Origin of the sequence: Mesorhizobium sp. M1403, assembly GCF_040317695.1 — a bacterium.
GTDB lineage: Bacteria > Pseudomonadota > Alphaproteobacteria > Rhizobiales > Rhizobiaceae > Mesorhizobium.
In genome coordinates, this window is record NZ_JAMYKY010000006.1 from 131,320 (window position 1) to 155,384 (window position 24,065).

The window sequence follows — 24,065 nt, forward strand, 5'->3', positions numbered from 1 at the left end:
AGAGTTTGGCATGAAGATCATCAAGACCGACGGCGTATTGTCAGTCGAGGAAGAGCAGCTGCGCTACCTCGACGGCTTGAACGCCCAGTTTGTCGAAAACACGCTGCTCACGGAAGATGCCCTGATCGAACACTGCCGCGACGCCGACGCATTGATGGTATTGCGAGAGCCAATCACGGCTCGCGTTCTGGCGGAACTGAAGAACCTCAAGGTCATCGGGCGGTTCGGCGTAGGGCTCGACTCGATCGACGTCGAGGCCGCCAGCCGTGCCGGTGTTCAGGTAACCTACGTGCCGGATGCCAATCTGGTGGAAGTCAGCACCCACGCCATGGCCCTGATCCTGGCCTTGACGCGCAGGCTGAAGCAGTTCGACAGCGCGGTGCGCGCCGGCCGCTGGGCGGCGATGACCGACGGTGCCGGCATCACGCGGCCGGACAGGCAGATTCTAGGTCTGATCGGCTTCGGCCAGATCGGACGGCTGACTGCCGAGCGGGCGCGGGTCTTCGGCTATCATATCATCGCCTACGACCCGCATATGCCGGTCGAGCGCATCACGGCCGGCGGTGCTGAACCGGTCGGCTTCGACGAGCTGCTGGCCAGGGCCGACATCGTCTCGCTCCATGTTCCGGCGACACCCGAGACCAGAAACATCATGTCGGCGGATGCCCTGTCGCGGATGAAGGAAGGGGCGATACTTATCAACGTGTCCCGCGGCGGCCTGGTCGACGAAGTCGCATTGGCGGACGCGATACGGAGCGGCCATCTGGCAGGCGCCGGCATCGACACGTTCGAGCGGGAGCCGCCTTCGCCCGACAATCCGCTGCTGGCGCTGGACACCGTCCTGGTCAGTCCACACGCGGCGCACTACTCGACCCAGTCTTACGCCGAGGTTCGCAACAAGGTGTTTGCCGATGTCGCAGCGGTCCTGCGCGGCGGCAAGCCGGTATATCCGGTCAACCGGATATGACCAATTCCCGATGTCGGCACCATCGGCTGCCTGCCGACAGTTCCACCTTAAACGTTCCGGGGCAGGCAGCCTTGAGCGCGATCTCGGCAAGCGGATAAGACGGGAACGGGTGAAGTGAATTCGCAGTTTTTGCCGACAGCGCCACATTTTGTTCTTGCTTTGTGCCGGCAGCTATGCTACCAATTTGCGTATGGTGCTGATTCGCGCCGAGGACCCGCCGTAAGGCGGTTTTTTTGTTTTTAGGTTTCAGCGCCATCCGTCGAGGCTCTGCTCGGCTTGTCGCGGCGCTCGACGATGTAGATGTGGTCGGCGACCAGCACCACGTTGCCATGCTGGTTGATCACCTCGCAGCGCTCGACGACGCGGCCTGAATCGGGTCGCTTCGGGTCGTCTTCCTTGGCCGAGATGGTGGTGCGGGTCCTGATCGTATCGCCGATGAACACCGGCTTGATGAAGCGCAGCCGGTCGTAGCCATAGGAAAAGGCGACCGGGTTGACGACACTTGCCGTCAGCCCGACGCCGACCGAAAAGACCAGCGTGCCGTGGGCGATACGCTGGCCGAACGGCGTCGTCTTCATGAACTCGGCGTCCATGTGATGGGGAAAGAAATCGCCGGTATGGCCGGCATGGACGACGAAGTCGGTTTCGGTGATGGTGCGCCCGCTGGTCGTGCGCGACGAGCCGATCTGGTAGTCCTCGAAATAGACAGTCTGCTCCATGTCAGGGCCTTGCCGATATCGGTGTTGCCGGCGCCGCGCTCGATTGGTAGGCGGCTTCGACCAGCGCCATGGTGTTCCAGCCGTCCTCGACGGAACTGACAAGCTCGGCGTCCTCGCCCGATGCGTAGCGCTGGACATTGGCCATGCGGCCGGCAAAGGCGTCCGGAAACCATGCGCCGACGAGTGGAACCGCAATCCAGTCCGTGCCGCCCTTGGGGTAGATTTCGAGGATGTCCGGCTCGCCGCGCGGATAGTCGAGGTTGACGCCCAGTTTGAGGTAGGCGGCGCCTTCGGTGCCGCAGATGCGGAATTCGCAGGCCTGGTGTTTTCGACCGAATTTGTGATCGTGGTTGATCGACAGTGCACAGCGCACGGTGTCGCCATAGTCGAGGATCGCGCTGGTGCGCGTTTGCGCAACCTTATGGCCGGGATGGCCGAGTGTCTTGGCGTGAACCCCCCTTGGGTCGCCGAGCAATTGCCGGATCAGGTCGAGATAATGGATCGAATGCATGGCGATCTCGACGCGCGGCGCCTGCAACAGGAATTCCCAGAGCTGCCAGGGTGTCGCCAGCGCCAGCCATGCGTCGAAATCGACCACGTCGCCCAACCAGCCCTTGGCGATAGCATCCCTGAGCGCCAACATCATCGGCGCGAAGCGCAGCTGGAAATTCACCGCGGCCTTGAGGTCTTTGGAGCGGCAGATTTCGAGGATGTCGGTCGCCTCGCTGAGATTGCTGCCCATAGGCTTCTGGATCAGCGCCACCGCACCATCGGGCAACACCCTGAGCACGCCGGCATGATAGGCCGGCGGCGTCGCCAGATCGAAGACGGCGTCCTTGATCGACACAGCTTCCTCGACCGACCGGTAAGCGGTGACGCCCCATTTCTGCGCCAGTTTTTCGGCCTTGGCCAAGTCGGGGTCGAAAAGCCCGGCAACCGGGAAACCGGCTTTCCCGTAGGCCGGGAAATGCGCATCGCCGACGATCGAGCCGGCGCCGAAAATCACGATCGGCCTGGGCTTTGACGGCTGTGCCCAGGCCTGGGAAAGCGAGGCAGGATCGAAGATGTCATCAGTCATAATGGAAGACTTCGTCCATCGACGCCCACCACTCGCCCTCCTTGCTGGTCGGCAGCGGCTCCTGGCATGGCATGCAGAGCGCCCACCATTCCTGCGTCGTGGGATCGGCCGCCATCTTGGCCATGTCGGAGGCGAAATCGGTGCCGTGGTACTCGAAGGTGCTGAACAAAAGGTGCTCCGGCTCCCTCAGATAGATCGAATAATTCTTGATGTTGCAGGCGGAAATCATCTTGAGGACGTCCGGCCAGACGGCAGCGTGAAGCCGCACATATTCAGCGACTTTCTCCGGCTTGAGGCCGAGCACCATTCCCATTCGCTGCATATCCGCCTCCTATTTCACTATCGTCTTCGTGAATTCCGCGATGCTCTTCGCCTTGATCGCATCCCAGTCCCAGTCGATGCCGATGCCGGGCTCGTCCGGCGCCAATGCGTGCCCGTCCTCGATACGCATTTTCTTGCCGGTCAGCTCGTCGAGCTGGGGAATATACTCGACATATCTGCCGTTCTGAACGGCGCATGTCAGGCTGACATGCAGTTCCATCAGGAAATGCGGGCAGACGGGGATGTCGAACGCCTCGGCCGCGTGCGCGACCTTCAGCCACGGCGTAATGCCGCCGATGCGGCCGACATCGACCTGCACGATCGAACACGCGCCCTTTTGCATATACTCGCGGAAATGCCGGATCGAATAGAGCGACTCGCCGATGGCGATCGGCGTCGATGTGGCATTCGACAGCCGCACATGGCCGTCAACGTCGTCGGCCGGCAGCGGCTCCTCGATCCAGGCGAGGTCGAGCTCACGCAGGCGCTCGGCCCGGCGGATTGCCTCGTCGACCGAAAAGCCCTGGTTGCAGTCGGTCATGATCTCGTAGGAGTCTCCGACCGCCCGGCGCACCGCCGTCAGCCGAGCAAGATCCTCGGAACCGTGCGGCTTGCCGATCTTGACTTTCGAGCCGCGAAAACCCTTGGCCTTGGCGGCCAGCGCATCCGCGACCAGCGCCTCGGTCTCGATATGCAGCCAGCCGCCTTCGGTCGTGTAAAGCGGGCAGCGGTCCTTGGCGCCGCCGGCCAGCTTCCACAGCGGCAGCCTCTGTTTCTTCGCCCGCAGATCCCAAAGGGCAGTGTCGATGGCCGCCAGCGCGATTGCCGTGATCGCGCCGATCGTCGTGGCATGGGTGGCGAACTCCAGCTCGTGCCAGATTGCCTCGATCATGTCGGCGTCGCGGCCGATCAGCCGCGGCGCAAGGTGGTCGGCCAGCAGCCGCATCACCGACGAGCCGCCGGTGCCGATCGTGTAGCTGTAGCCGGTGCCAACCGCGCCGTCGGCATCGGTAATGGTGACGATCGGTGTTTCCTGCGAGACAAAACTCTGGATGGCATCGGTGCGCTTGACCTTAGGCACCAGGTCGACCATGCGCAGTTCGACTTTCTCGATCTTTGCCATGATTTTAACCTCGCAATGTCTTGCCCGTTTCAGCAGAAAACAGATGGGCCTGCGATAGGTCCAGGCTCATCTTGACCCGGTCGCCGGCTTTGAGCGGCTTTGGATTGAGCATTCGCGATACCCAGTCGCTGCCGTTGAATTCGGCGAACACCAGCGTCTCGTTGCCGAGCGGCTCGGTGACGGTCACCGGCAATTCCACCTGGTGGACGTCGACATCTTCGCCGGAGCTGATGCCGTGTCCGGTCGGATAGATGTCGTCGGGCCTGAGGCCGAACACGACCTTGTCGCCGGTTTCGACATTGGCTTTGAACTGGCTGGGCAGAGGCAGCTTCTCGCCGCTGGCGAACAGCAGCTGTCCGTCGTCGACAACCGCCTCATGCAGGTTCATCGGTGGCGAGCCGATGAAGCCCGCGACGAAGCGTGTCTGCGGCCGGCGGAAGACCTCGTCGGGTGTGCCGACCTGCTCGATAAAACCGTCACGCATGATGACGATGCGGTCCGCCAATGTCATCGCTTCGACCTGGTCATGGGTGACGTAGATCACCGTCGACTTGACCTTGGCGTGCAGCTTCTTGATCTCGGTGCGCATCTGCGTCCGAAGCTTGGCGTCGAGATTGGAAAGTGGCTCGTCGAACAGGAAGACATCGGGATCGCGCACGATGGCGCGGCCCATGGCCACGCGCTGGCGCTGTCCGCCGGACAGCTGCGACGGCCGGCGGTCGAGCAATTGGTCGAGGCCGAGAATGCCGGACGCTTCGGCGACGCGACGGTCCATTTCTTCTTTCGCGGCGCCCGCGATCTTGAGCGAGAAGCCGAGGTTTTCGCGCACCGTCATATGCGGATAGAGCGCGTAGGACTGGAACACCATCGAGATGTTGCGCGAGCGCGGCGGCAGGTCGTTGACCATGCGGCCGCCGATCTCGATGACGCCGTCGCTGATCGCCTCGAGGCCGGCGATCATGCGCAGGGTTGTCGACTTGCCGCAACCGGACGGCCCGACCAGCGCGATGAACTCGCGGTCGGCGACCTCGAGATCGATGCCGTGCACCACCGCCACCGGGCCGTAGCTTTTGGTGAGATTCTTGAGCGATACGGTTGCCATGTCAGCCTTTCACCGCGCCGGAAGTGAGGCCGCCGACGAGGTGTTTCTGGACGATGAAGGTAAGCGTGAGCGCCGGTATGACCATGACCACGGCGAGCGCGCACATGCCGCGCCAGTCGATGGTGAATTCGGCCGTATAGTCGAGCAGGCCAACCGGCAGGGTCTTGGAGTTAATCGAGCGTGTCAGCTGCGAGGCCAGCGCGAACTCGTTCCACGAGGTGAGGAAGGCAAAGATTCCGGCCGAGGCGATGCCGGGCCCGGCGAGCGGAAACTCGACCTGCCAGAAGGCCTGCCAGCGCGTGCAGCCGTCGATCTGCGCCGCCTCGGCAAGGTCTTTCGGTACCTGGCGGAAAAAGCCGTCGATCAGCCAGATGGTGAAGGGCACATTGAGCGCGACATAGACCAGGATCAGCCCGAAATGCGTGTCGATGATGCCGAGCCGCGCAAAGACGAAGAACAGCGGCAGGGACAGTGCGATGCCGGGCACCGTGCGCGTCAGCATCAGGCCGAGAAACATCGCCGACTTGGCGTGGAAGCGATAGCGCGCAAAGGCATAGCCGCCCGCCATGCCGATGGCGATGGCGATCAGCGTCGAGGTCACCGAGATGATCAGCGAATTGCGGAAATAGTCGAGCACCGGAATGCCGCCCTTGCCGACGCCGCTGAACATGGCGACGTAGGCATCGAGCGAGAGTTGCTGCGGAATCCACACCGGCGGCTTGGCCATGATCTCGACAGTCGGCCGCAGCGACGACAGCACGATCCAGATGCCGGGCAGGCAGATGACCAGCATGGCCAGGAACAGCCCGATGCCATGGACAATCCGAAGCGCTTTGTTGCCGGCGCGATGCAGGCTGTTCTGGTCCATCCTCACCACTCCGCCGCGATCTGCGTGCGCGCCGCGGCGAGCTTGCGGTAGAAATAGACGGTGAACAGGATCGACAGCAGGATCGAGAAATAGGCCATGGCATTGGCCATGCCCATTCTGGCATCGCCATAGGCGGTGCGGGCGACCAGCGTCCAGACCAGCTCGGTGCGGCCGGCAGGGCCGCCGTCGGTCATGATCTTGACGATGTCGTAGGCGCGCGCGACGTCGAGCGAGCGGATGGTCATGGCGATGAAGGCAAACGGCATGATGAACGGCCAGGTGACATAGCGGAATGTCTGCCATGGCGTGCAGCCGTCGACGCGGGCCGCCTCGACCGGTTCGCGCGGCATCGCCAGCAGCCCGGCTAGGATGAGGATCGCGAACACCGAAGTCGACGACCAGATCTCGGCGGTCAGGATGGCGATGAAGGCGAGATTGCCGTCGATCAGCCACGGGATGGCGCGATCGGTCAGGCCGAGCGCCTGCAGGGCGTTGTTCACCAGGCCGATATTGTCGTTGAACATGAATTTGAACTGGAAGCCGACGAGGATCGGCGAAAACATCATCGGAAACATCATGATGGTGCGCAGGACCCGCTGGCCGCGCGAGGCTTTTTCCACCAGCAGGGCCAGCCCGAGCCCGATCAGCATTTCCAGGTTGAGCGCCACCGTCAGCAGCACCACAGTACGGGCAAAGGCGATCCAGAAATCGCGGCTGGTCAGGATGGTGACGTAGTTGCGGACGCCGATGAAGACCCAGAACGTCTCAGGCCTGGTCAGCCGGAACGGCGTGAAGCTGGAGTAGAGCGACAGCAGCAACGGCACCACCACCACGGCCGCCAGCACGATCACCGCCGGCAGCAGGAGCAGCAATGGTGGCGAGGGTCTCCAGCCTTTCATGGCGATCCGGTTCTGGTTGGTGCCCGGACACCGAAGCCCGCCATCGGCGAGCTGGGATCAAGACAAAGCGGGTTGCGCATGGTTCGAAAAAAGTTCGGGGGCGCCGCTCTTCAATGAGCGCGGCGCCCCCTTGGGAGAATGGTCAAAGCTTGCCGGCGTCCTCGAGGATCTGGGTGGCCTTGGCGGCAGCGTCGTCCAGCGCCTGCTTGGAGGTCTTGTCGCCAAGGATGGCGGCCTGCAATTCGGGATAGACGGCGTTGGAGATTTCGATCCATTCAGGTGTCTGCGGCACGGCGAAAGCGTGCTTTGCCTCTTCCTGGAAAGCCGCCAGCACTTCCTTCTTGTAAGGATCGTTTGCCGCCTGCTGGATGTCCCAGTCCCACACCGCCGTGCGGGTCGGCAGAGGTCCGCTTGCCGCCTCGAGCTTCTGGCTGTCCTCATTGGTCAGGAACCAGACCAGCGAAGCGGCCGCTTCCTTGCTGGCGCAGTTTTCGGTGACCGAAAACCCGTGGTGCCCCGACCAGCCGGTGCGAATGCCGGCCGATCCCTTCGGCGCCACTTTCACGCCGACATTGCCGGCGACCTTCGACGACTTTGGATCGTTGAAGAAGCCTGCCCAGCCAGGCCAATCGAGGTTGATGGCGACGGTGCCCGAGGCAAAACCCTGGCCGAGATCGTCCCACAGATAGTTGGTGGTGCCGGCCGGCACCGCCTTGGCCTTGTAGAGATTGACGAACCAGTCGAGCGCGTGCACGCCGGCCTCCGAGTTGAAAGCGGGCCTGCCGTCCTTGTCGAGGTACTCGCCGCCGTCGGCGATGAGCATCTCGTAAAAACGGCCGTTGATCGCCTCTTCCTTGCCGGCGAACTGGGTGCCATAGAAATCGGGCGGGCTGGCGAAGAATTCCGCCTGCTGGGCGACCTCGTCCCAGGTGTCGGGCGGTGTCAGTTCCTTGCCGTACTTGGCCTTGTAGGCGGCCTTCTTGGCTTCATCCTGATAGAGGCTCTTCTGGTAATAGAGCGCCGAGACATCGAACTGCGCGCGCGGCAGCATTACCAGCTTGCCGTCGAGCGTCGAGGCCTTGATCGTCGACGGCACGAACGCGTCGATCTCCTCCTTCGGCAGCAGCTTGTTCAGGTCGGTGTAGATATCAGGATATTGCGGCGCGAAGGACGAGTGGTTCGAGCCGACGCACCAGTTGATGCTGCCGGAGGCGATGTCCGACTTGATCTCCTTGTCGAGCTCGAAGTGGTTCTTCTTCGAGATCACGTTGACCTTGGCGCCGGTCAGTTTTTCCCATTCGCCGATCCGCGCGTAGAGCCCTTCATATTGCTGGCCGCCGATCAGCTTGGCGTCGATGGTGACGCCGTCGAATTTGCCGGGCAGTTCGGCAGCAAGGGCAGCACTAGCACCAAACGCGAGTAGCGTTACGCCGGCCGACAGGCCGCAAAACAGTTTCGTCATTGGTATCCTCCCAAAGAGCCTGCATCGATCGCGTAGCGAGGTCGATCGGCAGCTTCATTCATATACAAACAAAACATTTATAGGATCGTCAAGCCGAAAGTTCTTTCGGAAGCAAGGCTGTTGCGTATATGAAAAGTGAAATTCACTGGAGAGGCGCAATGGCAGAGGACGAGGAAGACGACCGGTATCGAGCCCCGGCGCTGGACAAGGGGCTCGACATCCTCGAGCTGCTGGCCGGCGTCGACGGCGGCCTGACGCAGGCGGAAATCGCCAAGAAACTCGACCGCAGCCCGAATGAGTTCTATCGCATGCTGGATCGGCTGGTGCGGCGCGGCTACGTCACGCGTCCTGATGGCGACCGTTATTCGCTGACGCTCAAGCTGTTTGGCCTGGCGCAGCTGCACGCGCCGGTGCGCCGGCTGGTTTCCTATGCGACGCCGCTGATGCGCGAGCTGGCCGAAACCTCACAGCAGGCAAACCAGCTCGTCGTCTTCGATCGCGGCTCCGCGGTGGTTATTGCCCAGCAGGAGGCGCCGGATTACTGGGGCATCTCTATCCGCGTCGGCTCGCACATCAGCCTGTTCGACACCGGGTCCGGCCATGTGTTGCTGGCGTTCCGCCCGTCGGAAGAGCGGCAGATGATGATCTCCGAACATCTGCGCAGCACCGACAAGCCACCGCAATCGCCAGAGTTTTTCGCCCGCCTCGACCAGATTCGTGAACGCGGCTACGAGATGATGGCGTCGATGCAGACGGCCGGCGTGTTCAACCTGTCGACGCCCGTTCTCGGCTCGGACGGCAAGGCGATCGCCGCACTGTCGATCCCGTACATAACCCTGGTCAACGCACCCAAGGCGCCCGACATCACCAGGACCATAGAGCTGTTGCTGGCAGCGACCGAAAAGCTGTCGCAACTGGCGGGATCGACTGTCAAGCAATCGCGATGAATTCTTATTTGAATGAAGAATTTCTCCGTGAGATGATCTCGAAGTCGCCAAGGAGGAGCGCGCCGCCATGATCTTCGACACCCATCTGCACCTGATCGACCAGTCCGCCCTGCGCTATCCATGGCTGGCCGGCGTGCCGGCGCTCAACCGCGATTTCCCCTACGACGAATATGCAGTCCAGGCCCGTCGCGCAGGCATCGACGGCGCGTTCCATATGGAGGTCGATGTCGATCCAGCCGATATCGAGGCCGAAACCGGCCATGTCAAAGCGCTCTCGCGGCAAAAGGGCAGTTTGCTGAGGGGAGCGATTGCCTCCTGCCGTCCGGAGGAGCCCGGCTTTGCCGCTTATTTGGAAACGCAGCGCGCAGATCCTTTCGTCAAGGGCTTTCGCCGTGTGCTGCACGTCATGCCCGATGAGCTGTCGGAGGGCGCGCTGTTTCGTGAAAACATCAAGCGGCTAGCCGGCAGCGGCCTGACCTTCGATCTTGTCGTTCTGCCGCACCAGATCCCCAAGGCGATCGCACTCGCCGATCTCGCGCCGGATGTGCAGTTCGTGCTCGACCATTGCGGCGTGCCCGACATCAAGGGCGGTGCCGAGCACCCCTGGCGCGAGCATATGGCGGAGATCGCGCGGCGCCCGAACGTCGTCGGCAAAATTTCTGGTGTGGTCGCGTATGCGGATGCCGGATCCTGGACTGTCGAAACGCTGCGTTCCTACGTCGAGCACACGATCGAATGCTTCGGCTGGGACCGCGTCGTGTGGGGCAGCGACTGGCCGGTCTGCACGCTCGGCGGCGGGCTTGCGACCTGGATTGCGGCAACGCACGCGCTGCTCAGCGGTGCCAGCGCCGATGAGCGGCAAAAACTGCTGTCAGGCAACGCCAAGCGGCTGTGGAGGTTGTAAGCGGCTCAGATCGTCGCCGACACGTGCCGCTCGCGGCCGTAGAGCGAAACCAGGAGCACGATGACCAGGCCAAGTGCCGCCTGCACGGTCGAAGGCCGGAAGCCGAGCCCGATCAGGACACGTCCTGTGCGCAGGCTATGGTCGTGACCGATGCAAGTGCGGTTGCGGCCATAAGGCCGCGGATCAGGCTGTTCATGTTCTCCTCCGTTCGGTTGTTTTCAGGCTCCTCCGCCGGCAACGCCGGACACCTGCGTCGAAAGGCTTTCCCGAAACAGGCGATTGAGATCGGCAACGACGCGAGCGGCATTGTGCCTTTCGCTCAGGCCGAGATTGATGCGATCTGACGCCGCCTGCTGGAAGGACATGTAGCCGTCGTGCCGCGGCCTGACCCAGGCACCTTCGAGCGTGGCTCGGGTGTCCTTGTAGAAATTGCCGGTGGCAGCGTTGACGGCGGCATCCTCCCAGGCTGCCGCATGGCCGGGCTGGCCGCCGGCCGAGGCGTAAGGGCCGCGCTGCACGTCACCGCTGGCGATCCAGTAGGCGAAGTCGATGGCCGCCTGCCTGGCCTTCGAAAAAGCTGACACCGCAATGCCGGTCCCGCCGAGCGCCGAGCCTTTGGGGCCGGCATTGCCCGCGGCCGGGATATCCGCGAAAGCCAGGCGGTTGGGTCGAAACCCGGCGATGGCATAGGAGACATAGCCATAGATCTGCGGTGCACAGGCGATCCGTGATCCCGATCCGGCCATTTGCTCCAGAACCGCGATCGGATCCATGCCAAGGCATGCCGGATCGACGAGGGCCGCGATCTCGCGCATCATCTCGAAAACCTGCTTGCCCGTTGCCGGATCCACATGGTCGCCGGGGCCTTCGCCGGCGGGCCGGCCGAGATTGCCGGCAAGCGTGTAGAACACCATCAGCGCATGCGGCGGCCTGAGCGGCAACAGCACGTGGCCTTGCCGGGCCAGATCGAGCGCATCGGCCCAGTTCGCTGGTGCAGCCGAAAGCATGTCCGGCCGCCAGGCCTCCACCTGGCTGGCCGCGTCGATCGGAAACGCCCACTGCCTGCCTTGCCAGTTGTAGCTCGGATAGGACCGGCCGACGCTGCCCGTCGCAAGTGCTGCACGTTCGGCGTCCCGGCCGGCCGCATCGAGCGGCGTCAAACAATTCTCGGCGGTGATCTGGCCGACATGCGGATGGTCGATGACGATCAGATCATAGGCACGGGCCAATTCCTCGACCGGGAAGGATTCGAAATCCTGCAGCGAGCGCTTGTCCCATTCGATGGCGACGCCGGTGCGTTCCGTCCACAGCGCCGAACAGGCGACCATCGGATCATAGCCGCGCGGATGGCTCCAGGTCATGCCTTTGAGCGTCACGTCGCTCACAGCCCGAACTCCTCGCGGATTTTTGCGCTGTGCTCGCCGATGCGTGGCGCGGCCCGCTCGACCTTGGCGCGGATGCCGTCGACCCTGAGCGGCGAGCGCGTGGTGAGGATCGAAACGTCATCCTCGCGCGTCACCGTCTGCAGCATGTCGAGAACCTGGAAGCCTTCGCTGGCCATCATTTCCGGCCAGGTCAAAACCTTGGCGCACCAGATGTCGGCGGGCTCGAGGATGCCGAGCCACTCATCCACCGTCCTGGTCGCGATTTTTTGCGCGATGATCGCCTTGATCTCGTCGCGGGCGGTGAACCAGGTCGACGGCTGATCGCGGTAGGGCGCAAGCTCTTCGAGGCCCAGAAGATCGGCCAGCTTCGATATCGGCGTCATGGCGATCGCCAGATAACCGTCCTTGGCCGGATAGACGCCGTAGGGCGCCGACAGATAGGCATGGGCGCTACGGAAAGATGACCGCCGCGGCAGCCGGCGTCCGTCATTGAGATGCGTCGTCAGCACCTCGAACTGGAAGTCGACCAGTGCTTCGAGCAGGCTGGTCTCGACATGGCTGCCCTTGCCGGTCACGCCGCGCCGCACCAGTGCGGCAAGGATGCCTTGCGCGGCGGCGGAGCCGGCCAGCATGTCGGCGATGGCCAGCCCGAAGGGCACCGGCCCCTGGTCCTCGTCGCCGTTCAGCCACATCACGCCGGAGCGGGCCTGCGCCAGCAGATCCTGACCGGGCCGCTTGACCCAGGGGCCTTCCTCGCCATAGCCGCTGATCGAGGCATAGACCAGGCGCGGATTAATCTTGCGCACCGCCTCGTAATCGAAGCCCAGGCGTTCGATGACGCCGGGCCTGAAATTCTGGATCAGCACGTCGGCCTTGGCCAGCAGGCCGCGCAGCGCCGCAAGATCGGCCTCGTCCTTCAAGTCGATGGCAAGGCTTTCCTTGGCGCGGTTGATGGCATGAAAAATGGTGGAATCGCCACCGATCTCGGTGTCGCTGAGATAAAGCCGGCGCGACAGGTCGCCGCCATCCGGCCGTTCTATCTTGATGACGCGGGCGCCGAGGTCGAGCAGTCTGAGTGAACAGTAAGGCCCGGACAGGAACTGGCTCATATCGACGACGATGAGCCCGGTCAGCGGCAGTTCGGCAATGGCAGCCATTGCCTATCTCTCCGTCTTGCCGGCGAAATCGGCCGGATTGCGGTACTTCACCGTCTGCAGGTGCTCGCAATAAAGCACGAGCTCGCCTTCGCCCTTGAAGACTTCATAGCTGGCGCGGATCAGCCCCATTTCCTTGTATTTCGGCTTCTTGTCGAGGTTGGAGCGGATCGAATAAATCGTGTCGCCGATGAACACCGGCTTGATGAAGCGCAATTTGTCGTAGCCATACGAAAAGGCGTTGATGCAATTGGTGGCGACGAGCCCGAGCCCGGCCGAGAACACGAAGGCGCCGGCGACCAGCCGCTTGCCGAAGATGCCTTCCGTTTCGGCGAACATCTGGTCCTGCACGTATGGATGGATGTCGAGCACCAGCGTATTGAAGAGATGGCTGTCGCCCTCGGCAATGGTCCGGCGCAGCGAACGGATCTTCTGGCCGACCGGCCAGTCTTCGTAGAACCAGTTCTCCGCGTTCCAGACGGGAAGGTCGGCGTGTTCCTTCGGCATGTTGGCGGGGTGTGTCGATGCCACGCCCACGGTTGGCGCGAAACCGCTCATGACGACTTTCCCGGGCAGCGGGAATCGTCCATCAGGGCGCGCCGCAGACCAGCGAAATGCATGATCGATCCTCCCGTCAATCTTCTTTTGTGAATAGTATTTTCACATATGGGGTTGTGTTGCAAGCGAGTCTCGGCGAAATTTTGCTGCGATCCGCGGCGGCCAACGCCGGCGGAACAGGAGGAAATGATGCAGAATGCCTGTCTGGTTTTCGTCGGCAGCCTCAACCGCGACGCCCCATATTTTCAGGGCGCGCGCGGTGTCGGGCTGGGCGTCTATAATTTCGACGAGGGGACGCTGGAGACGAAGAAACTGGCCGAGACGGGAGGCATCGACAATCCGACCTTCCTGTCGGTGACGCCGGATGGCTCCTACATCTACGCCAATTCCGAAGTGTTCACCTGGCGCGAAGGCGTGGTCTCGGCCTACCGTTTCGACAGGCAGGCCGCCACGCTGTCCTACATCAATAAGCAGCCGACGCTGGGCAGCATAACGGCGCACAACACCATCACGCGCGACCGGACGAAGTTATTGGTCGCCAATTACGGCATGGGCGAGGGTGGCCCCGATCGCTCGGTCGTGGTCTTCGGACTGCGCGACGATGGCGGCCTGACCGCGCCATTGTCGAGCGTCGCCCATAGCGGGACCGGACCAGACCTCGCACGCCAGGAGCGGCCGCATGCCCATAGCGTAACCGAGACGATTGCCGGCGGTGTTGCGATCGTCGCCGACCTCGGCATCGACCGGCTGGTGTCCTACCGCATCGGCTCAGACGGCAGCCTGACCAAACTGGCCGAGTCGGCGCTTGCGCCCGGCGCAGGTCCGCGCCATCTCGCGCTGCATCCGGGCGGCCGCTTCGTGTTCGTCATGAACGAACTGGATTCGACGGTCGTCTTGCTGGCGCTGGACGAAGCATCAGGCAAGCTTACAGTGGTCGACAGCAAGCCGGCTGTGCCGGCCGAGGCGCGGGAGGTCAATCACTGCGCCGATATCCAGATCTCGCCCGACGGCCGCTTCCTCTATGGCTCCAACCGCGGTCATGACAGCATCGTGGTGTTTTCGATCGACCAGCAAACCGGCAGGCTTGCCCTTGTCGACTATACGCCTTGCGGCGGCGCCACGCCGCGCAATCTGGCACTGACGCCCTCGGGCGGCCATCTGTTCTCGGCCAACCAGAATGCCGACCGCATCTCGATTTTCGCCCGTGATGCCGCAACCGGCCGGCTGACCGACACCGGCCGATCCATCGGCATCGGCACGCCGATGTGCGTGAGGATCGTGCGTTGAGCGCTGGCGGGTGGAAATTCCGCCGGCACCATGGCCATAAGAACGCCCCGTTTCAATACGGGTGTCGGAACGCCTGTCGCGCGAGATAGGGAGCCACCAGCGCGCGTATGTCTGCGGCTGCTACATCACCGGCAGCACGCAATGCGCGCTCGTAGCGCCCATATTCGTCAACTGCGCCTTCGAAATCATTGCGGGACAGTTGCTCCTTTATCAGCGCCTTGCAGATCGGTCCGGCATCCGGATAGAAGTCCAATACCCCTAGATATATCGCCCGTGCTTTGTCGGCCCGGTCGGCCGCCTCCAGCCGCTTGCCGAGCCGCAGCCCGAGATCGATCAGTTCGCGACGCACGCGCTCGCAAGCGGGGAGCGACCATGAAGTGGTTCGCTCATGCAACAACAACGGACCGGGGAATGCATGGAAGAGCGCCTCCGCGTCAGGCCGCAATCCTTCCCCATTGATCGCTGCGACAGTCCTGAACCGTGCTTCCCAGTCGGCGAGGTCGACCCAGACCTTGTCCGATGCAAGGCGAAGCTTGCCTTCGCGCTGGACGATGAGGTCAGTCCGTCCCAGCAGCTTGCGCAGCCGATGAAGCGCCTGGTCGCACGCCGCCCGCGCCTGGTCGCCATCGAGGTTGGGCCAGAGGCAGTCCTGAATGGTCTCCAGCGAGCAGGTATTTTCCTTTGAGATCGCCAGCACCCGCAGGATGTCGAGGGCCTTCGTCGGCGGCTTCGCGCCGAGAGGGAGAGGGTTTGCATCGAGTTCGAGCCGAAAGCCTCCGAGAACGTGGACCCTGAGCGGCCATGGCCAGGCGGCAGGCCGCCGGGGCGACGGCTCGAGCCGGCGTTCGCGGATCAACGACCGGCAGAACTCGGGCTCGATGCCGCGCTCAAGCGCGTCGCCAAGCAGTTCGGCGAGCAACTCCGGAACGTTGAGCAGCACCATTGGCCAGCTGATGTCGCGTAGGCCTTCCACGAACGCCTTCAGCCGGTCGCCATAGTGCGGATCCTCGTTCCACAGGCTCTCCAACGCGGCCGCTGCCAGAATGCATATCTCGGTTCGCTTGTGGGCGCCGCCGTCCAGCCGCGGCAGCAGATCGCTGAGAAGCGCGGCGGCTTCGTGCGGCCTCCTATCCGCCAGCAGCACCTGGAACTGCGTGATGTAGTGCGGCCAGCGCTCGATCATCGGCTCGTTGGCCGCCTCGATGGCCGCCATGAAGTGCTCGCAATCCTGGTAGGCGGCCGCGAAATCGCTTTGCCTGGCATGGAGCGCGGCGTGGCAATCGGCGACGACGGCAACCTGTGTGGTGAAACGGCTGTCGGCGATTTCGGCCAAGCGCTCGACCACTTGGTGGAACTCGGCAAAATCGTTGCGGACCTTCATCTGCATTTGCAAATGGTAGAGCCCCCCGAACTCAACGCCCTTTAGCGACTCGCGCTCGCCAATCGCGATCGCCGCCCGCAACGCGGCTTCGGCCGACGGATAGGGAAAATCCCTTCTCTTGTAGGGAAAATAACGTCCACTTTCCGCACCAAAGGCGACCAGCCACATGCCGAGAATCCAAGGCAGCACGCTCTTGTCACTCAAATCGTCAACGACGCTGTCGACGGCCTTGGCGAACAGATCGGCGCGCATGGTCGATGCCGAAAGATCGATCAGCGTTTCGCTGGCAAGCAGCCGCAATCCGCTCGGATCGTGCTCGGGATTCCGCGTCAACCGCTCCAGGAGTTCGGTTTCGAGTGCCTGTCCGGCGGGGCTGCTGCGGTAGTAGTCGTCGCCGAAGTTCAGCGCCCGCATCATGCCAATGCGTACCAGCATCGCTTCCTCGGAAGGTAGTTCCGGAAGCCCGCGTTCGATCAGCTCGAACGCCCGTCGCGTCCACATGGACAGACCTTCGTAGGTGCGCCAACTGGCCGTTTTGACCAAGACCGCCCGCGACACCGTGAGGCACAGGCCGCGCAGATCGTCGGCCTCGCAAAAGGCTTGCCATGCCTTCGACAGCCAACGCTCCGCTGCAGCGTCGTCGGGCATGTGGGCCACGCCCAGCCAATAGAAATGCCAGCCATTCATGACGGTTTCCGGCAATCGGCCGCACCATTCGATGAAGGTCGCGCGGCTCCCTTGCGCCAGCAAGGCCTCCGCGCGGCTCAGCAGCAGCTCGCTCGCTTGGTCCCAGTCGTCGGCCTGTAAGGCGAGGTGGATGGCTTCGTCATGACGGCCGGCCTCCGCAAGGACCTTCGCCGCCTTTCGCCGGAGCGATTGCTGCTCCTCCCTGGCAACTTGTTGTGCGAAACGCCGGTCGAGGAAGTCGCGCAAGAGGTCATGAAGGTGAAAGATATCGCGGCTGTTTTCCGAGCGCGTGACCAGAAACTGTCGCCTGTAATGCCTGTCGAGCAGCTTTCCTGCTTCGCCCGACCCGATCATCTCGTCAGCCAACCCGGCGCTGATTTCGGGCAGCAGATTGAGTTTCAGCAGCATGTCCTGGTCGGCGGCGGGAAGGGAAAGGAAGAAATGACGGCCGAGAACGTCCGGCAGCGCATTCTGCCCGCCGAGGACCGTCTCGCTTATGCCGTCCAGTCCGGCTTTCGCACCTTGATCCGCGAGCAGGACGAGCCCGACCGCCCAACCGCGTGCCGCCTCGACATCGACCGGAGCGGCATCGTTCGAACGCAGTTGGACGAGTTCGCGCGCTTCCGCGGTCGAGAATTCGAGCGCGTAGCGGTCGATGACAGCCATTTGGCCCTTGAGAATGAGGTCGCGCAATTCCTCCTGGGGTAACGTGCGCGAGACACAGATGCAGCGGACCGTGTCAGGGATTTCACGGAACATCTCGGAAAGCACCGCCCGGAATTCTGCGGTATCGGCGTCGTGCAAATCATCGAGCACCAGAATTGTGCCGGGCTTTAGCCGAGCGAAGTAGACTCTGGAGAAGCGCCTGGCGAACTCCTTCGGCTGCTCGGCATATTCGACGCCGAAGACCGGCATGTCTCCAGCCGAGGCTGGGTCCAGCGACTGCGCCAGATATTGAAAGAACCGCGCGATATCCTGGTCGCCCTCGTCGACGCGGTACCATATGTGCGGCGCCTCGACGCTTTCGAGGTAATCGATGACCGCCGTCGTCTTGCCATAGCCGGCCGGCGCCGCCACCCAGCATACGCTTGACCGCGACACCCGATCGATCGCTTCGAGAACGCGGTTCCGCCTCAATATCCTGGCGCTGCGCGGCGCCGCCAGCTTGGCGATCCGGCCTGTGCCCGAGAGCGGGCGGCTCGCGTCGGCTTCAACGGCGTCCAAGGCGGCCATGGGGGCTCCCGCTCGACCAATTATCGAGCGTCGGTCGTGCTGCCATGACCGTCCCGGCGACCCGATTGACGTTAGCGTAGCGTAATCATGCGACAATTCGTAGTGGCTTCGCAGATGAAGCGTGAGGGGCGGATCTCGATGGTTGCGCAACCTGAAATTGGGCAATGGACGGCGGGTGAACCTCGCATTCCGTCTTCGACCGTCGGCTCCAAATCCGGTAGAAGATCTGATCATTGGTATTCCCTCCGATTGGCAAGCTCATGGACTGACTGACAGTCCTTTCCAAACTCACGAGCTCATCCTGTGCGCAGTGGCATTCGCGCACATCGGTACGGTCACCTAGTTTCTCGGCGATTGATCTCCTAGTTTTCGCGAGCTTGCCTAGTTTTTAAGGGCTTGTTGGGCGCCCGGGTCCTCGGTGCCTTACGCAACCGGAAATCATGAAGCGGACGGGACCGGACTGTGCAAGGCAATGGGTGACCGGTGTATCCCGCACTCTGTTTTCGACAATCCGCTCCAGCGGCCCGCGCGCGGATTGTCCGCGCTGCCGCACGCGACTGTGCAGGGCGCACAGCCAATCGAGAAATAGCCTTTTTCAACGAGCGATGCCGGGGAAGGCGATGATGGTCGAGATAGACCTCGATCTGCTGGCGGGTGAAGCGGGCAAGCGGCTCGATCTTCAGGCGTCCGTCAGTTTCTTCCAGCGTCGCGACATCCGTGCGAACTCCACCATGATATCGCTTGCGGCCGGAAATCCAGGCCCTGAAACCGCTCAGGGCCTTCTCGAGCGGCAACACCTTGCGAATGTGGCAGCACCGGTCCGGATCGCTGCGGTGCAGCGATCCAGCGCCGTCGAGCGCCCGCAGGACGTTTGCCTGGGGCGTGACGATGCGCACATCTGTGAGGCCGAGCAAGGCCGTCAATTGTGTGCCATAGGCGACCGTTTCCGCAAACAGCTTTCCGGTATCGAGCGTGATGATGGGGAGGGATCGGTCGATCGACGCGGCCATGTGCAGCAACACCGCAGATTCCGCGCCAAATGAGGAGACGAGCGCTACGTTTCCGCGGAACAAGTCGGTGACGAGCGGCGCCAGCAGCTCGGGCCCGTCGAGATGGTTCAGCTCCGCGATGACGCCTTCATGCATGGCAATTCGGCCCGGTTTGGCGTGACACGGCCGGTTCATAGTCTGCTCACGAAATCGAGGATCGCCTGGCGGTCGGCCTCGTCCAGGCCGAAGAAGCGGTCGCGGACGATCTGCGCCGTGCCGCCATGCGCGAACACCGCGTCGCGCAGTGTGGTCGCGCGGCCGTCATGCAGGAAACGCTGGCGCAGGCGGATGCCGATCAGCGGCGTTGTCCGCCATTCGGCGCCGATCGCGTCGCCCTGGATGATCTTGTCGTCGAGTGCCGGCCCCATGTCGTGCAGCAAAAGGTCCGAGTAGAGCCTGACTTCGCCTTTTGTGCCCGCCAGCGCCGGCACATGGCATTTGGCGCAGCCGACGGAAGCGAAGAACCTTCCGCCATCGCTGCCCAACATCGCGCTTTCGCTCGATGCCGGGGGCGAGGCCAGGAAGCCGGCCGAGAACGGGATCAGTGCACCGTAGGCCAGGGTTGCCGACAAAAGCACGCCGGTGGAGCCGAGGCCGATCAGGCGCCACGCACCGCCGGCTTCGCCAAGACGGCCGATGCGGGTGGTGATCCCGAGCGCGACCATCACCATCAGGAACAGGAACTGGTCGACATCGAGAATGCCGCGGCGCAATTGCGGATCGAGCGTGATTTGCGAATTGAGCATCACCACGCCGATGAAGGCGACGATGAACCAAGGGAACGGGATCGGCGTGGCTCCGGGCGTGCTCTTGCGGCTGCGAAAGAACGTGCCGATGACCAGCAGAAGCGGGATGAGCATCAGCACCTTGCTGAGCTTGACGAGAGTGGCAGTGTTCAGCGCCCCGTCGGAGACGGCGAAGGAGGCGCCGTAGACTTGCGCCAGTTCGAAGATGCTCGCGCCGACGAACACGCCGTAGAGCCGGTCGTCGAGATGCGGCAGCCAGCCGCCCAGGAACATCACGGGATAGACGAGCAGCGCCGCGGTGCCGCTGAGCGTGATCAGGGCGATCGCAACCCCGGCGCTCTGGTCGCGTGCGCGCACCAGCGCAGCCACGGAGAGAATTGCCGCTGCGCCGCAGACGGCGCTTCCGACCGCGACCAGCAACGCGATCTCGGCCTCCAGCCTGAATAGCTTGCGTGCGATAGCGTAGAGCAAAGCCGCGACCAGGATCAGTTCGATGGCCGCCACCGCGAGCGGCATCAGCCCGAGATCGAGGAACAGTCGCGTCGTGATGCGGAAGCCGACAAGGACGACCGCCAGCCGCAACAGATAGCGCTTGGTGAAGTCGAGTCCCGGGCGCAGCGGGTCGGGACAGGCAAAGCTGTTGCCGATCAGCAGCCCGAAGAGCATGGCGACGAGGACCGGATTGCGCGACAGGGGTTCGCCCAATCCGCCGGCAATCCAGCCGCCCGCAAGGGCGAGCGCGGCCGCCACGGCGATACCGGGCAAGATCGAGCGCGCTTTTTCCGGCGCCTGCGAAAACGTCAGGGCGATGCTCATCGTCTGGCCTCCTCGGCCGGGGTGAGCGTTCGCAGATAAGCAGCCACCGCCTCGATCTCTCCGGACCCTTGTTCGACGGGCTGCGTGTCCGTCCCGCCGTGGCCGGAGACGACGCTGGTGATGCCGAGCTCCCTGGTGAAGGCGTCGGCGACCATCTCTTCGAGGACCGCAATGTCGGCCTTCCAGCCATAGCGGCCGACCCGCGTCGCGCCGTTGGCATCGTGGACATAGTGCGGGCGGCCCTTGATCCCGTCGCCCTTGCTGACCGCCTGCGCCTCGATGACGCTGTCGGGTATGTCGTCGATGCCCGCGACGCCGTAGAGGCTGGGCGGCATGCGCAGCGAGATGACATTGGCCTGGCGCGGCAGTGCAACCGGTTCAGCCGTGGTGCCGGCACCATCGCGCAGCATATAGCGCCGGGCGACCGGGCTGTTGGGATGATCGATCGGGACTGTGCGCCCGAATTCCGGATCCATATGGGCTATCCTGCGCGCGAAACGGTTCTCATCGGCACTCGCACCGCCGGGGCCGGGATGGCAGGACACGCAGGACGTCGCATTGAACAATGGTCCAAGACCGGTCCGCGGCGTGAAATCGGTCTGAAACAGCGCCCTTCCGCGAGCGGCGAGATCGGGATTGGCGACAGCATTTTGCGTCTGCTGGGCCGTCGTCGACACGCCGTGCTCGTCAAAGGCAGGGACCTCGAGCAGCGCTCCGTCTTGGCCGGGAAATCCGGGGAGCTCGCCGCCTATCGTTATCCAGATCCGCTGCGCGTCCGCCGACGTCGCGATGGCGCGTAGGCGATCGCCGCCGAGAGGCCCAAGGCCAGGGATATCGATCCTGGCCCGGGCGAGAAGCCGGCCATCCTGGCTTATGCGCAGCAGCGAGCCGTCGCCGCGATTGCCGACAAACAGGTCCGACCCGCCGGCAAGCGTCGTGTGGCTTGAAAATTGCGGATTGGCGATCTCGGGAACAGCTGCGGCGATATCGACCGGACGGTCGAATTCCGGCAGCGAGATGGTGTCGGTCCCGGCGACCGTGAAATGCCGCCGGTCGTCTTGCAGTTTCAACAGCACCAGCCGGTCGCGGCCGGGGTCGGCGATGTAGAGAACGCGGTCCGGGTTCCACTTGAAGACAATGCCGATGACACCGGAATCGTCGCCACTGTTGCGGCCCGTGCTCACCGTGCCGGGGCCGGCCAGGCCGTCGACACCGTCCTGGACATGAACCTGGACCACGCTGCCGTCCGCAGTGACCGCTGCGAACACGGCAAAACCGCTGCCGTCCGGCGATGGGCCGAGAAATGCCGTTCCGAGCGCACCTGTGTGCAGCCCGCCAGGCGTCAGTTGGCCGCTTGCCCGGTAGTTCAGCAGCTTCGCCAGCCATCCGTTGGCCAGCCAGCTACTCGCCAGCCATCCAGTGGGTTGAGCGATCTGCTCCTGTTCGCGATCAGTGGACCGGCCGGCGAACACGCCACCGGCCTCGCGGCTTGGCGCATTGTCAAGCGGCGCCCCGTCGGGGTCGACGACGGTGACGCTGCCTTCGCCGGCCAATCCGTTCGGCGCGTTGGCGATCCAGAGCCTTCCAAAGGCGTTGTTGATCGAGATGTAGCGCGGTCCGGATGCCGCCGCCAACCGCGCCGTTCGAGCCTTGCCATTGTAGCGCCGGTTGAGGAATAGCTCGCTCTGCGCAGTGTAGAGCTGGACTGGGCTCGCTCCGTCATAGTCGGTGAGATCTTGATCGGTGAGATCCTGCGGAACCAGGATCGTGCCCGATTTGTCGCCGCGCGGATCGATCGACAGGATCGCGCCAGGTTCGAACGCAGGATCGCCTGGCGGGGCGCCGAAATTGCTGCCTACCGCGACCAGAACCCTAAGCGGATCGAGCACACGTCCTTCGCGCGTGGTCAGCAGGAATTCCGGATTTCCTGGTATCGGTCCGCCATTATGAAAACGCCCCACCTTGCGCACGCCGGCCACGCCCGGCAGCCCGACGGCGACGATGCGGGCGCCCAGGCGCCAGGCGTGATCGCTGGTGAAGCCCACGCTCGGCAGCAAGCTGAAAGACACCGCTGCCATTGCGGAGATAATCCGGCCAATCGAAAGGTCCAGCGAGGCGCAGCTTCGCCGGGACCGACGAGGTCTGACGAAATCCACAAACACCGCGGCAAGGCCTTTGCGCATTGCGATATCCCCGCCTCGATACCTCGATGCGTCTGCATGCGGCCCGTGCGCATGTGACGCTTATCTCGACGCGATCATTGAGCGGGTGGACTTACGTATCGTGTACGGCATCCACCGCAGGCAGGATCTTGCGCTCGGAAATGCGTCCGGCCGCAGAAGCGCTTCGCGAGGCAAGCGCTTCGCACTGTCAGGCAAAGGTGATTATGGGCCGGCGAGGTTGCCGCGGACGGCAATTCTCAGAACTCGAGCGCCTGCCTGAGTGCCGGGCCGCTCCTGACGCGCAGATCGAGGTCGGCCTCGATATGGTCGATGTGGTGCAGCATCAGCGCGCTGGCGCGTTCGGCATTGCCATTTTCCAGCGCATCGAGGATCTGCGTGTGTTCGTTGTGGCCGCAGCTCGAGATACCCGAGCGGCCATAGAGTGCGATCACCAGAGATGAACGAGCGACCAATTCCTCCATGAAGCGCTGCAGGATGACGTTTCCCGCGACCGACGCCAGAAGCAGGTGAAAATCCCCCGACGCCTTGATCTCCGATCGCCTTGCGTTCGGTCCGCGTTCGGCGATGAAACGGCCTTCTTCGTCGAGCTGGGCTTTGAACGCGGCGACATGCGCCGGCGTCATCCGCCCGGCGGCGGCAATCGCGATGCCGGGTTCGATCAGCCGGCGCGAAGCAAAGACCTGCCGCGCTTCCTCCGGCGACGGATTGGCGACGAAGGCGCCGCGATTGCGCTCGGTGCGCACCAATCCCTCGAAGGAGAGCATCTGCAGTGCGGCGCGCGCCACGGTGCGGCTGACATCGAACAGCGTGCCGACTTCGCCTTCGGAAAGCTTGGTTCCGGGCGCCAGCCGGCGATCGACGATCGCGTCGCGCAACTGATCGCGGATCGCCTGCGCGCGATCCTCGTTGGCGGCCTCGATAGCAGGGAAAGTCTGGTCGGCAATGTTCATGGCGGTGATCCTGCGTCCTTCTACCCTGAATCGTATCGCTTGGACGAGAGACAAAGTGAATACAGGGATGAAAAAGATTGCATGCGATTTTTGCGAGGATCGGCGGCAATCGCCTATAATTTGTGCATTGCACAAGGATGCCATATCGGCAGCCATGTCGATGCAGCCCTGATTTCTTCGAGGATTCAGTCGGTTGGTGCGGCGGCGCGCAACTGGCACGCATGATGCTTTGGCTAATCCGACCAA

General features: G+C 63.3%; 21 protein-coding genes. 4 read left to right on the forward strand and 17 right to left on the reverse strand.

All coding sequences use genetic code 11. The features are described from left to right. Positions 1 to 10: 10 nt before the first annotated feature. On the forward strand, positions 11 to 967 hold the full coding sequence (locus NKH01_RS13585; protein WP_353020498.1) for a C-terminal binding protein: 957 nt from the start codon (positions 11 to 13) through the stop codon (positions 965 to 967). On the opposite strand, the gene NKH01_RS13590 is transcribed toward NKH01_RS13585, so the two are convergent. The 9 genes from NKH01_RS13590 to NKH01_RS13630 all read right to left on the reverse strand — a co-directional run bounded on the left by NKH01_RS13590 (position 954) and on the right by NKH01_RS13630 (position 8,539). Further along, on the reverse strand, positions 954 to 1,223 hold the full coding sequence (locus NKH01_RS13590; RefSeq protein WP_353020499.1) for a hypothetical protein: 270 nt from the start codon (positions 1,221 to 1,223) through the stop codon (positions 954 to 956). The genes NKH01_RS13585 and NKH01_RS13590 overlap by 14 nt on opposite strands. Beyond that, the gene (locus NKH01_RS13595) at positions 1,207 to 1,686 is read right to left on the reverse strand and encodes a MaoC/PaaZ C-terminal domain-containing protein (protein WP_353020500.1); all 480 of its coding nucleotides are present in this window, start codon (positions 1,684 to 1,686) and stop codon (positions 1,207 to 1,209) included. Before NKH01_RS13595 ends, NKH01_RS13590 begins: the two co-directional genes overlap by 17 nt. Before the next feature lies 1 nt (position 1,687). Beyond that, on the reverse strand, positions 1,688 to 2,764 hold the full coding sequence (locus tag NKH01_RS13600; RefSeq protein ID WP_353020501.1) for a Gfo/Idh/MocA family protein: 1,077 nt from the start codon (positions 2,762 to 2,764) through the stop codon (positions 1,688 to 1,690). Further along, positions 2,757 to 3,086, reverse strand: coding sequence for an L-rhamnose mutarotase (locus NKH01_RS13605; protein WP_352590351.1), 330 nt, complete (start codon positions 3,084 to 3,086; stop codon positions 2,757 to 2,759). Before NKH01_RS13605 ends, NKH01_RS13600 begins: the two co-directional genes overlap by 8 nt. 9 nt (positions 3,087 to 3,095) lie before the next feature. Next, positions 3,096 to 4,208, reverse strand: coding sequence for a mandelate racemase/muconate lactonizing enzyme family protein (locus NKH01_RS13610; RefSeq protein WP_353020503.1), 1,113 nt, complete (start codon positions 4,206 to 4,208; stop codon positions 3,096 to 3,098). A gap of 4 nt (positions 4,209 to 4,212) precedes the next feature. Further along, entirely contained in the window at positions 4,213 to 5,310 is a 1,098-nt protein-coding gene (locus NKH01_RS13615; protein WP_023716655.1) for an ABC transporter ATP-binding protein, read from the reverse strand. 1 nt (position 5,311) lies between these two features. Beyond that, the gene (locus NKH01_RS13620) at positions 5,312 to 6,178 is read right to left on the reverse strand and encodes a carbohydrate ABC transporter permease (protein ID WP_023716656.1); all 867 of its coding nucleotides are present in this window, start codon (positions 6,176 to 6,178) and stop codon (positions 5,312 to 5,314) included. Between the two features lie 2 nt (positions 6,179 to 6,180). After that, complete coding sequence (locus NKH01_RS13625; protein ID WP_353020505.1) at positions 6,181 to 7,077, reverse strand: carbohydrate ABC transporter permease; 897 nt, start codon at positions 7,075 to 7,077, stop codon at positions 6,181 to 6,183. A 142-nt stretch (positions 7,078 to 7,219) separates the two neighbouring features. After that, positions 7,220 to 8,539, reverse strand: a complete 1,320-nt coding sequence (locus tag NKH01_RS13630; protein WP_352715849.1) for a type 2 periplasmic-binding domain-containing protein — start codon at positions 8,537 to 8,539, stop codon at positions 7,220 to 7,222. 158 nt (positions 8,540 to 8,697) lie between these two features. Between NKH01_RS13630 and NKH01_RS13635 the strand changes: the two genes are divergently transcribed. Both NKH01_RS13635 and NKH01_RS13640 read left to right on the forward strand, forming a co-directional pair. Beyond that, positions 8,698 to 9,486: an IclR family transcriptional regulator gene (locus NKH01_RS13635; RefSeq protein ID WP_352482774.1), complete on the forward strand. Its 789-nt coding sequence runs from the start codon at positions 8,698 to 8,700 to the stop codon at positions 9,484 to 9,486. Positions 9,487 to 9,553: 67 nt separating this feature from the next. Beyond that, complete coding sequence (locus NKH01_RS13640; RefSeq protein WP_352482773.1) at positions 9,554 to 10,390, forward strand: amidohydrolase family protein; 837 nt, start codon at positions 9,554 to 9,556, stop codon at positions 10,388 to 10,390. A 218-nt stretch (positions 10,391 to 10,608) separates the two neighbouring features. Here the strand turns inward: NKH01_RS13640 and NKH01_RS13645 are convergent, their stop codons facing one another. From NKH01_RS13645 to NKH01_RS13655, 3 genes are read right to left on the reverse strand one after another with little or no spacing between them, the layout of a single operon-like run. Then, positions 10,609 to 11,751 (reverse strand): extracellular solute-binding protein, encoded by a 1,143-nt coding sequence (locus NKH01_RS13645; protein ID WP_353020649.1) that lies wholly within the window; start codon positions 11,749 to 11,751, stop codon positions 10,609 to 10,611. A 20-nt stretch (positions 11,752 to 11,771) separates the two neighbouring features. After that, entirely contained in the window at positions 11,772 to 12,932 is a 1,161-nt protein-coding gene (locus NKH01_RS13650) for a CaiB/BaiF CoA transferase family protein (RefSeq protein WP_352590337.1), read from the reverse strand. A 3-nt stretch (positions 12,933 to 12,935) separates the two neighbouring features. After that, a complete protein-coding gene (locus NKH01_RS13655; RefSeq protein WP_352590334.1) occupies positions 12,936 to 13,487 on the reverse strand; it encodes a MaoC family dehydratase in 552 nt (183 codons plus the stop codon). A gap of 189 nt (positions 13,488 to 13,676) precedes the next feature. On the opposite strand from NKH01_RS13655, the gene NKH01_RS13660 reads away from it, so the two are divergent. Further along, positions 13,677 to 14,774 carry a lactonase family protein gene (locus NKH01_RS13660; RefSeq protein WP_353020510.1) on the forward strand — a complete coding sequence of 366 codons (1,098 nt, stop codon included), beginning with the start codon at positions 13,677 to 13,679 and terminating at the stop codon, positions 14,772 to 14,774. A gap of 52 nt (positions 14,775 to 14,826) precedes the next feature. Here the strand turns inward: NKH01_RS13660 and NKH01_RS13665 are convergent, their stop codons facing one another. The 5 genes from NKH01_RS13665 to NKH01_RS13685 all read right to left on the reverse strand — a co-directional run bounded on the left by NKH01_RS13665 (position 14,827) and on the right by NKH01_RS13685 (position 23,819). Next, positions 14,827 to 18,075 carry an AfsR/SARP family transcriptional regulator gene (locus NKH01_RS13665; protein WP_353020513.1) on the reverse strand — a complete coding sequence of 1,083 codons (3,249 nt, stop codon included), beginning with the start codon at positions 18,073 to 18,075 and terminating at the stop codon, positions 14,827 to 14,829. Positions 18,076 to 18,437: 362 nt separating this feature from the next. Then, positions 18,438 to 19,220, reverse strand: a complete 783-nt coding sequence (locus NKH01_RS13670; protein ID WP_353020515.1) for a phosphoadenylyl-sulfate reductase — start codon at positions 19,218 to 19,220, stop codon at positions 18,438 to 18,440. Between the two features lie 35 nt (positions 19,221 to 19,255). After that, on the reverse strand, positions 19,256 to 20,686 hold the full coding sequence (locus NKH01_RS13675; protein ID WP_353020517.1) for a putative sulfate exporter family transporter: 1,431 nt from the start codon (positions 20,684 to 20,686) through the stop codon (positions 19,256 to 19,258). Continuing rightward, complete coding sequence (locus tag NKH01_RS13680) at positions 20,683 to 22,764, reverse strand: di-heme oxidoredictase family protein (RefSeq protein ID WP_353020519.1); 2,082 nt, start codon at positions 22,762 to 22,764, stop codon at positions 20,683 to 20,685. The genes NKH01_RS13675 and NKH01_RS13680 overlap by 4 nt, the downstream gene beginning before the upstream one ends. Before the next feature lie 341 nt (positions 22,765 to 23,105). Then, positions 23,106 to 23,819, reverse strand: a complete 714-nt coding sequence (locus tag NKH01_RS13685) for a GntR family transcriptional regulator (protein WP_352493939.1) — start codon at positions 23,817 to 23,819, stop codon at positions 23,106 to 23,108. Positions 23,820 to 24,065 lie beyond the last annotated feature (246 nt).

Excerpts from the sequence above, each read along its gene's own strand:
- NKH01_RS13675 (WP_353020517.1), bottom strand. The coding sequence starts at position 20,686 with ATGAGCATCGCCCTGACGTTTTCGCAGGCGCCGGAAAAAGCGCGCTCG.
- NKH01_RS13620 (WP_023716656.1), bottom strand. The coding sequence starts at position 6,178 with ATGGACCAGAACAGCCTGCATCGCGCCGGCAACAAAGCGCTTCGGATT.
- NKH01_RS13650 (WP_352590337.1), bottom strand. The coding sequence starts at position 12,932 with ATGGCTGCCATTGCCGAACTGCCGCTGACCGGGCTCATCGTCGTCGAT.
- NKH01_RS13670 (WP_353020515.1), bottom strand. The coding sequence starts at position 19,220 with ATGCATGAAGGCGTCATCGCGGAGCTGAACCATCTCGACGGGCCCGAG.
- NKH01_RS13595 (WP_353020500.1), bottom strand. The coding sequence starts at position 1,686 with ATGGAGCAGACTGTCTATTTCGAGGACTACCAGATCGGCTCGTCGCGC.
- NKH01_RS13600 (WP_353020501.1), bottom strand. The coding sequence starts at position 2,764 with ATGACTGATGACATCTTCGATCCTGCCTCGCTTTCCCAGGCCTGGGCA.
- NKH01_RS13665 (WP_353020513.1), bottom strand. The coding sequence starts at position 18,075 with ATGGCCGCCTTGGACGCCGTTGAAGCCGACGCGAGCCGCCCGCTCTCG.
- NKH01_RS13660 (WP_353020510.1), top strand. The coding sequence starts at position 13,677 with ATGCAGAATGCCTGTCTGGTTTTCGTCGGCAGCCTCAACCGCGACGCC.
- NKH01_RS13585 (WP_353020498.1), top strand. The coding sequence starts at position 11 with ATGAAGATCATCAAGACCGACGGCGTATTGTCAGTCGAGGAAGAGCAG.
- NKH01_RS13605 (WP_352590351.1), bottom strand. The coding sequence starts at position 3,086 with ATGCAGCGAATGGGAATGGTGCTCGGCCTCAAGCCGGAGAAAGTCGCT.
- NKH01_RS13615 (WP_023716655.1), bottom strand. The coding sequence starts at position 5,310 with ATGGCAACCGTATCGCTCAAGAATCTCACCAAAAGCTACGGCCCGGTG.
- NKH01_RS13680 (WP_353020519.1), bottom strand. The coding sequence starts at position 22,764 with ATGGCAGCGGTGTCTTTCAGCTTGCTGCCGAGCGTGGGCTTCACCAGC.
- NKH01_RS13610 (WP_353020503.1), bottom strand. The coding sequence starts at position 4,208 with ATGGCAAAGATCGAGAAAGTCGAACTGCGCATGGTCGACCTGGTGCCT.
- NKH01_RS13635 (WP_352482774.1), top strand. The coding sequence starts at position 8,698 with ATGGCAGAGGACGAGGAAGACGACCGGTATCGAGCCCCGGCGCTGGAC.
- NKH01_RS13590 (WP_353020499.1), bottom strand. The coding sequence starts at position 1,223 with ATGGCGCTGAAACCTAAAAACAAAAAAACCGCCTTACGGCGGGTCCTC.
- NKH01_RS13630 (WP_352715849.1), bottom strand. The coding sequence starts at position 8,539 with ATGACGAAACTGTTTTGCGGCCTGTCGGCCGGCGTAACGCTACTCGCG.
- NKH01_RS13640 (WP_352482773.1), top strand. The coding sequence starts at position 9,554 with ATGATCTTCGACACCCATCTGCACCTGATCGACCAGTCCGCCCTGCGC.
- NKH01_RS13655 (WP_352590334.1), bottom strand. The coding sequence starts at position 13,487 with ATGAGCGGTTTCGCGCCAACCGTGGGCGTGGCATCGACACACCCCGCC.
- NKH01_RS13625 (WP_353020505.1), bottom strand. The coding sequence starts at position 7,077 with ATGAAAGGCTGGAGACCCTCGCCACCATTGCTGCTCCTGCTGCCGGCG.
- NKH01_RS13685 (WP_352493939.1), bottom strand. The coding sequence starts at position 23,819 with ATGAACATTGCCGACCAGACTTTCCCTGCTATCGAGGCCGCCAACGAG.
- NKH01_RS13645 (WP_353020649.1), bottom strand. The coding sequence starts at position 11,751 with ATGACCTGGAGCCATCCGCGCGGCTATGATCCGATGGTCGCCTGTTCG.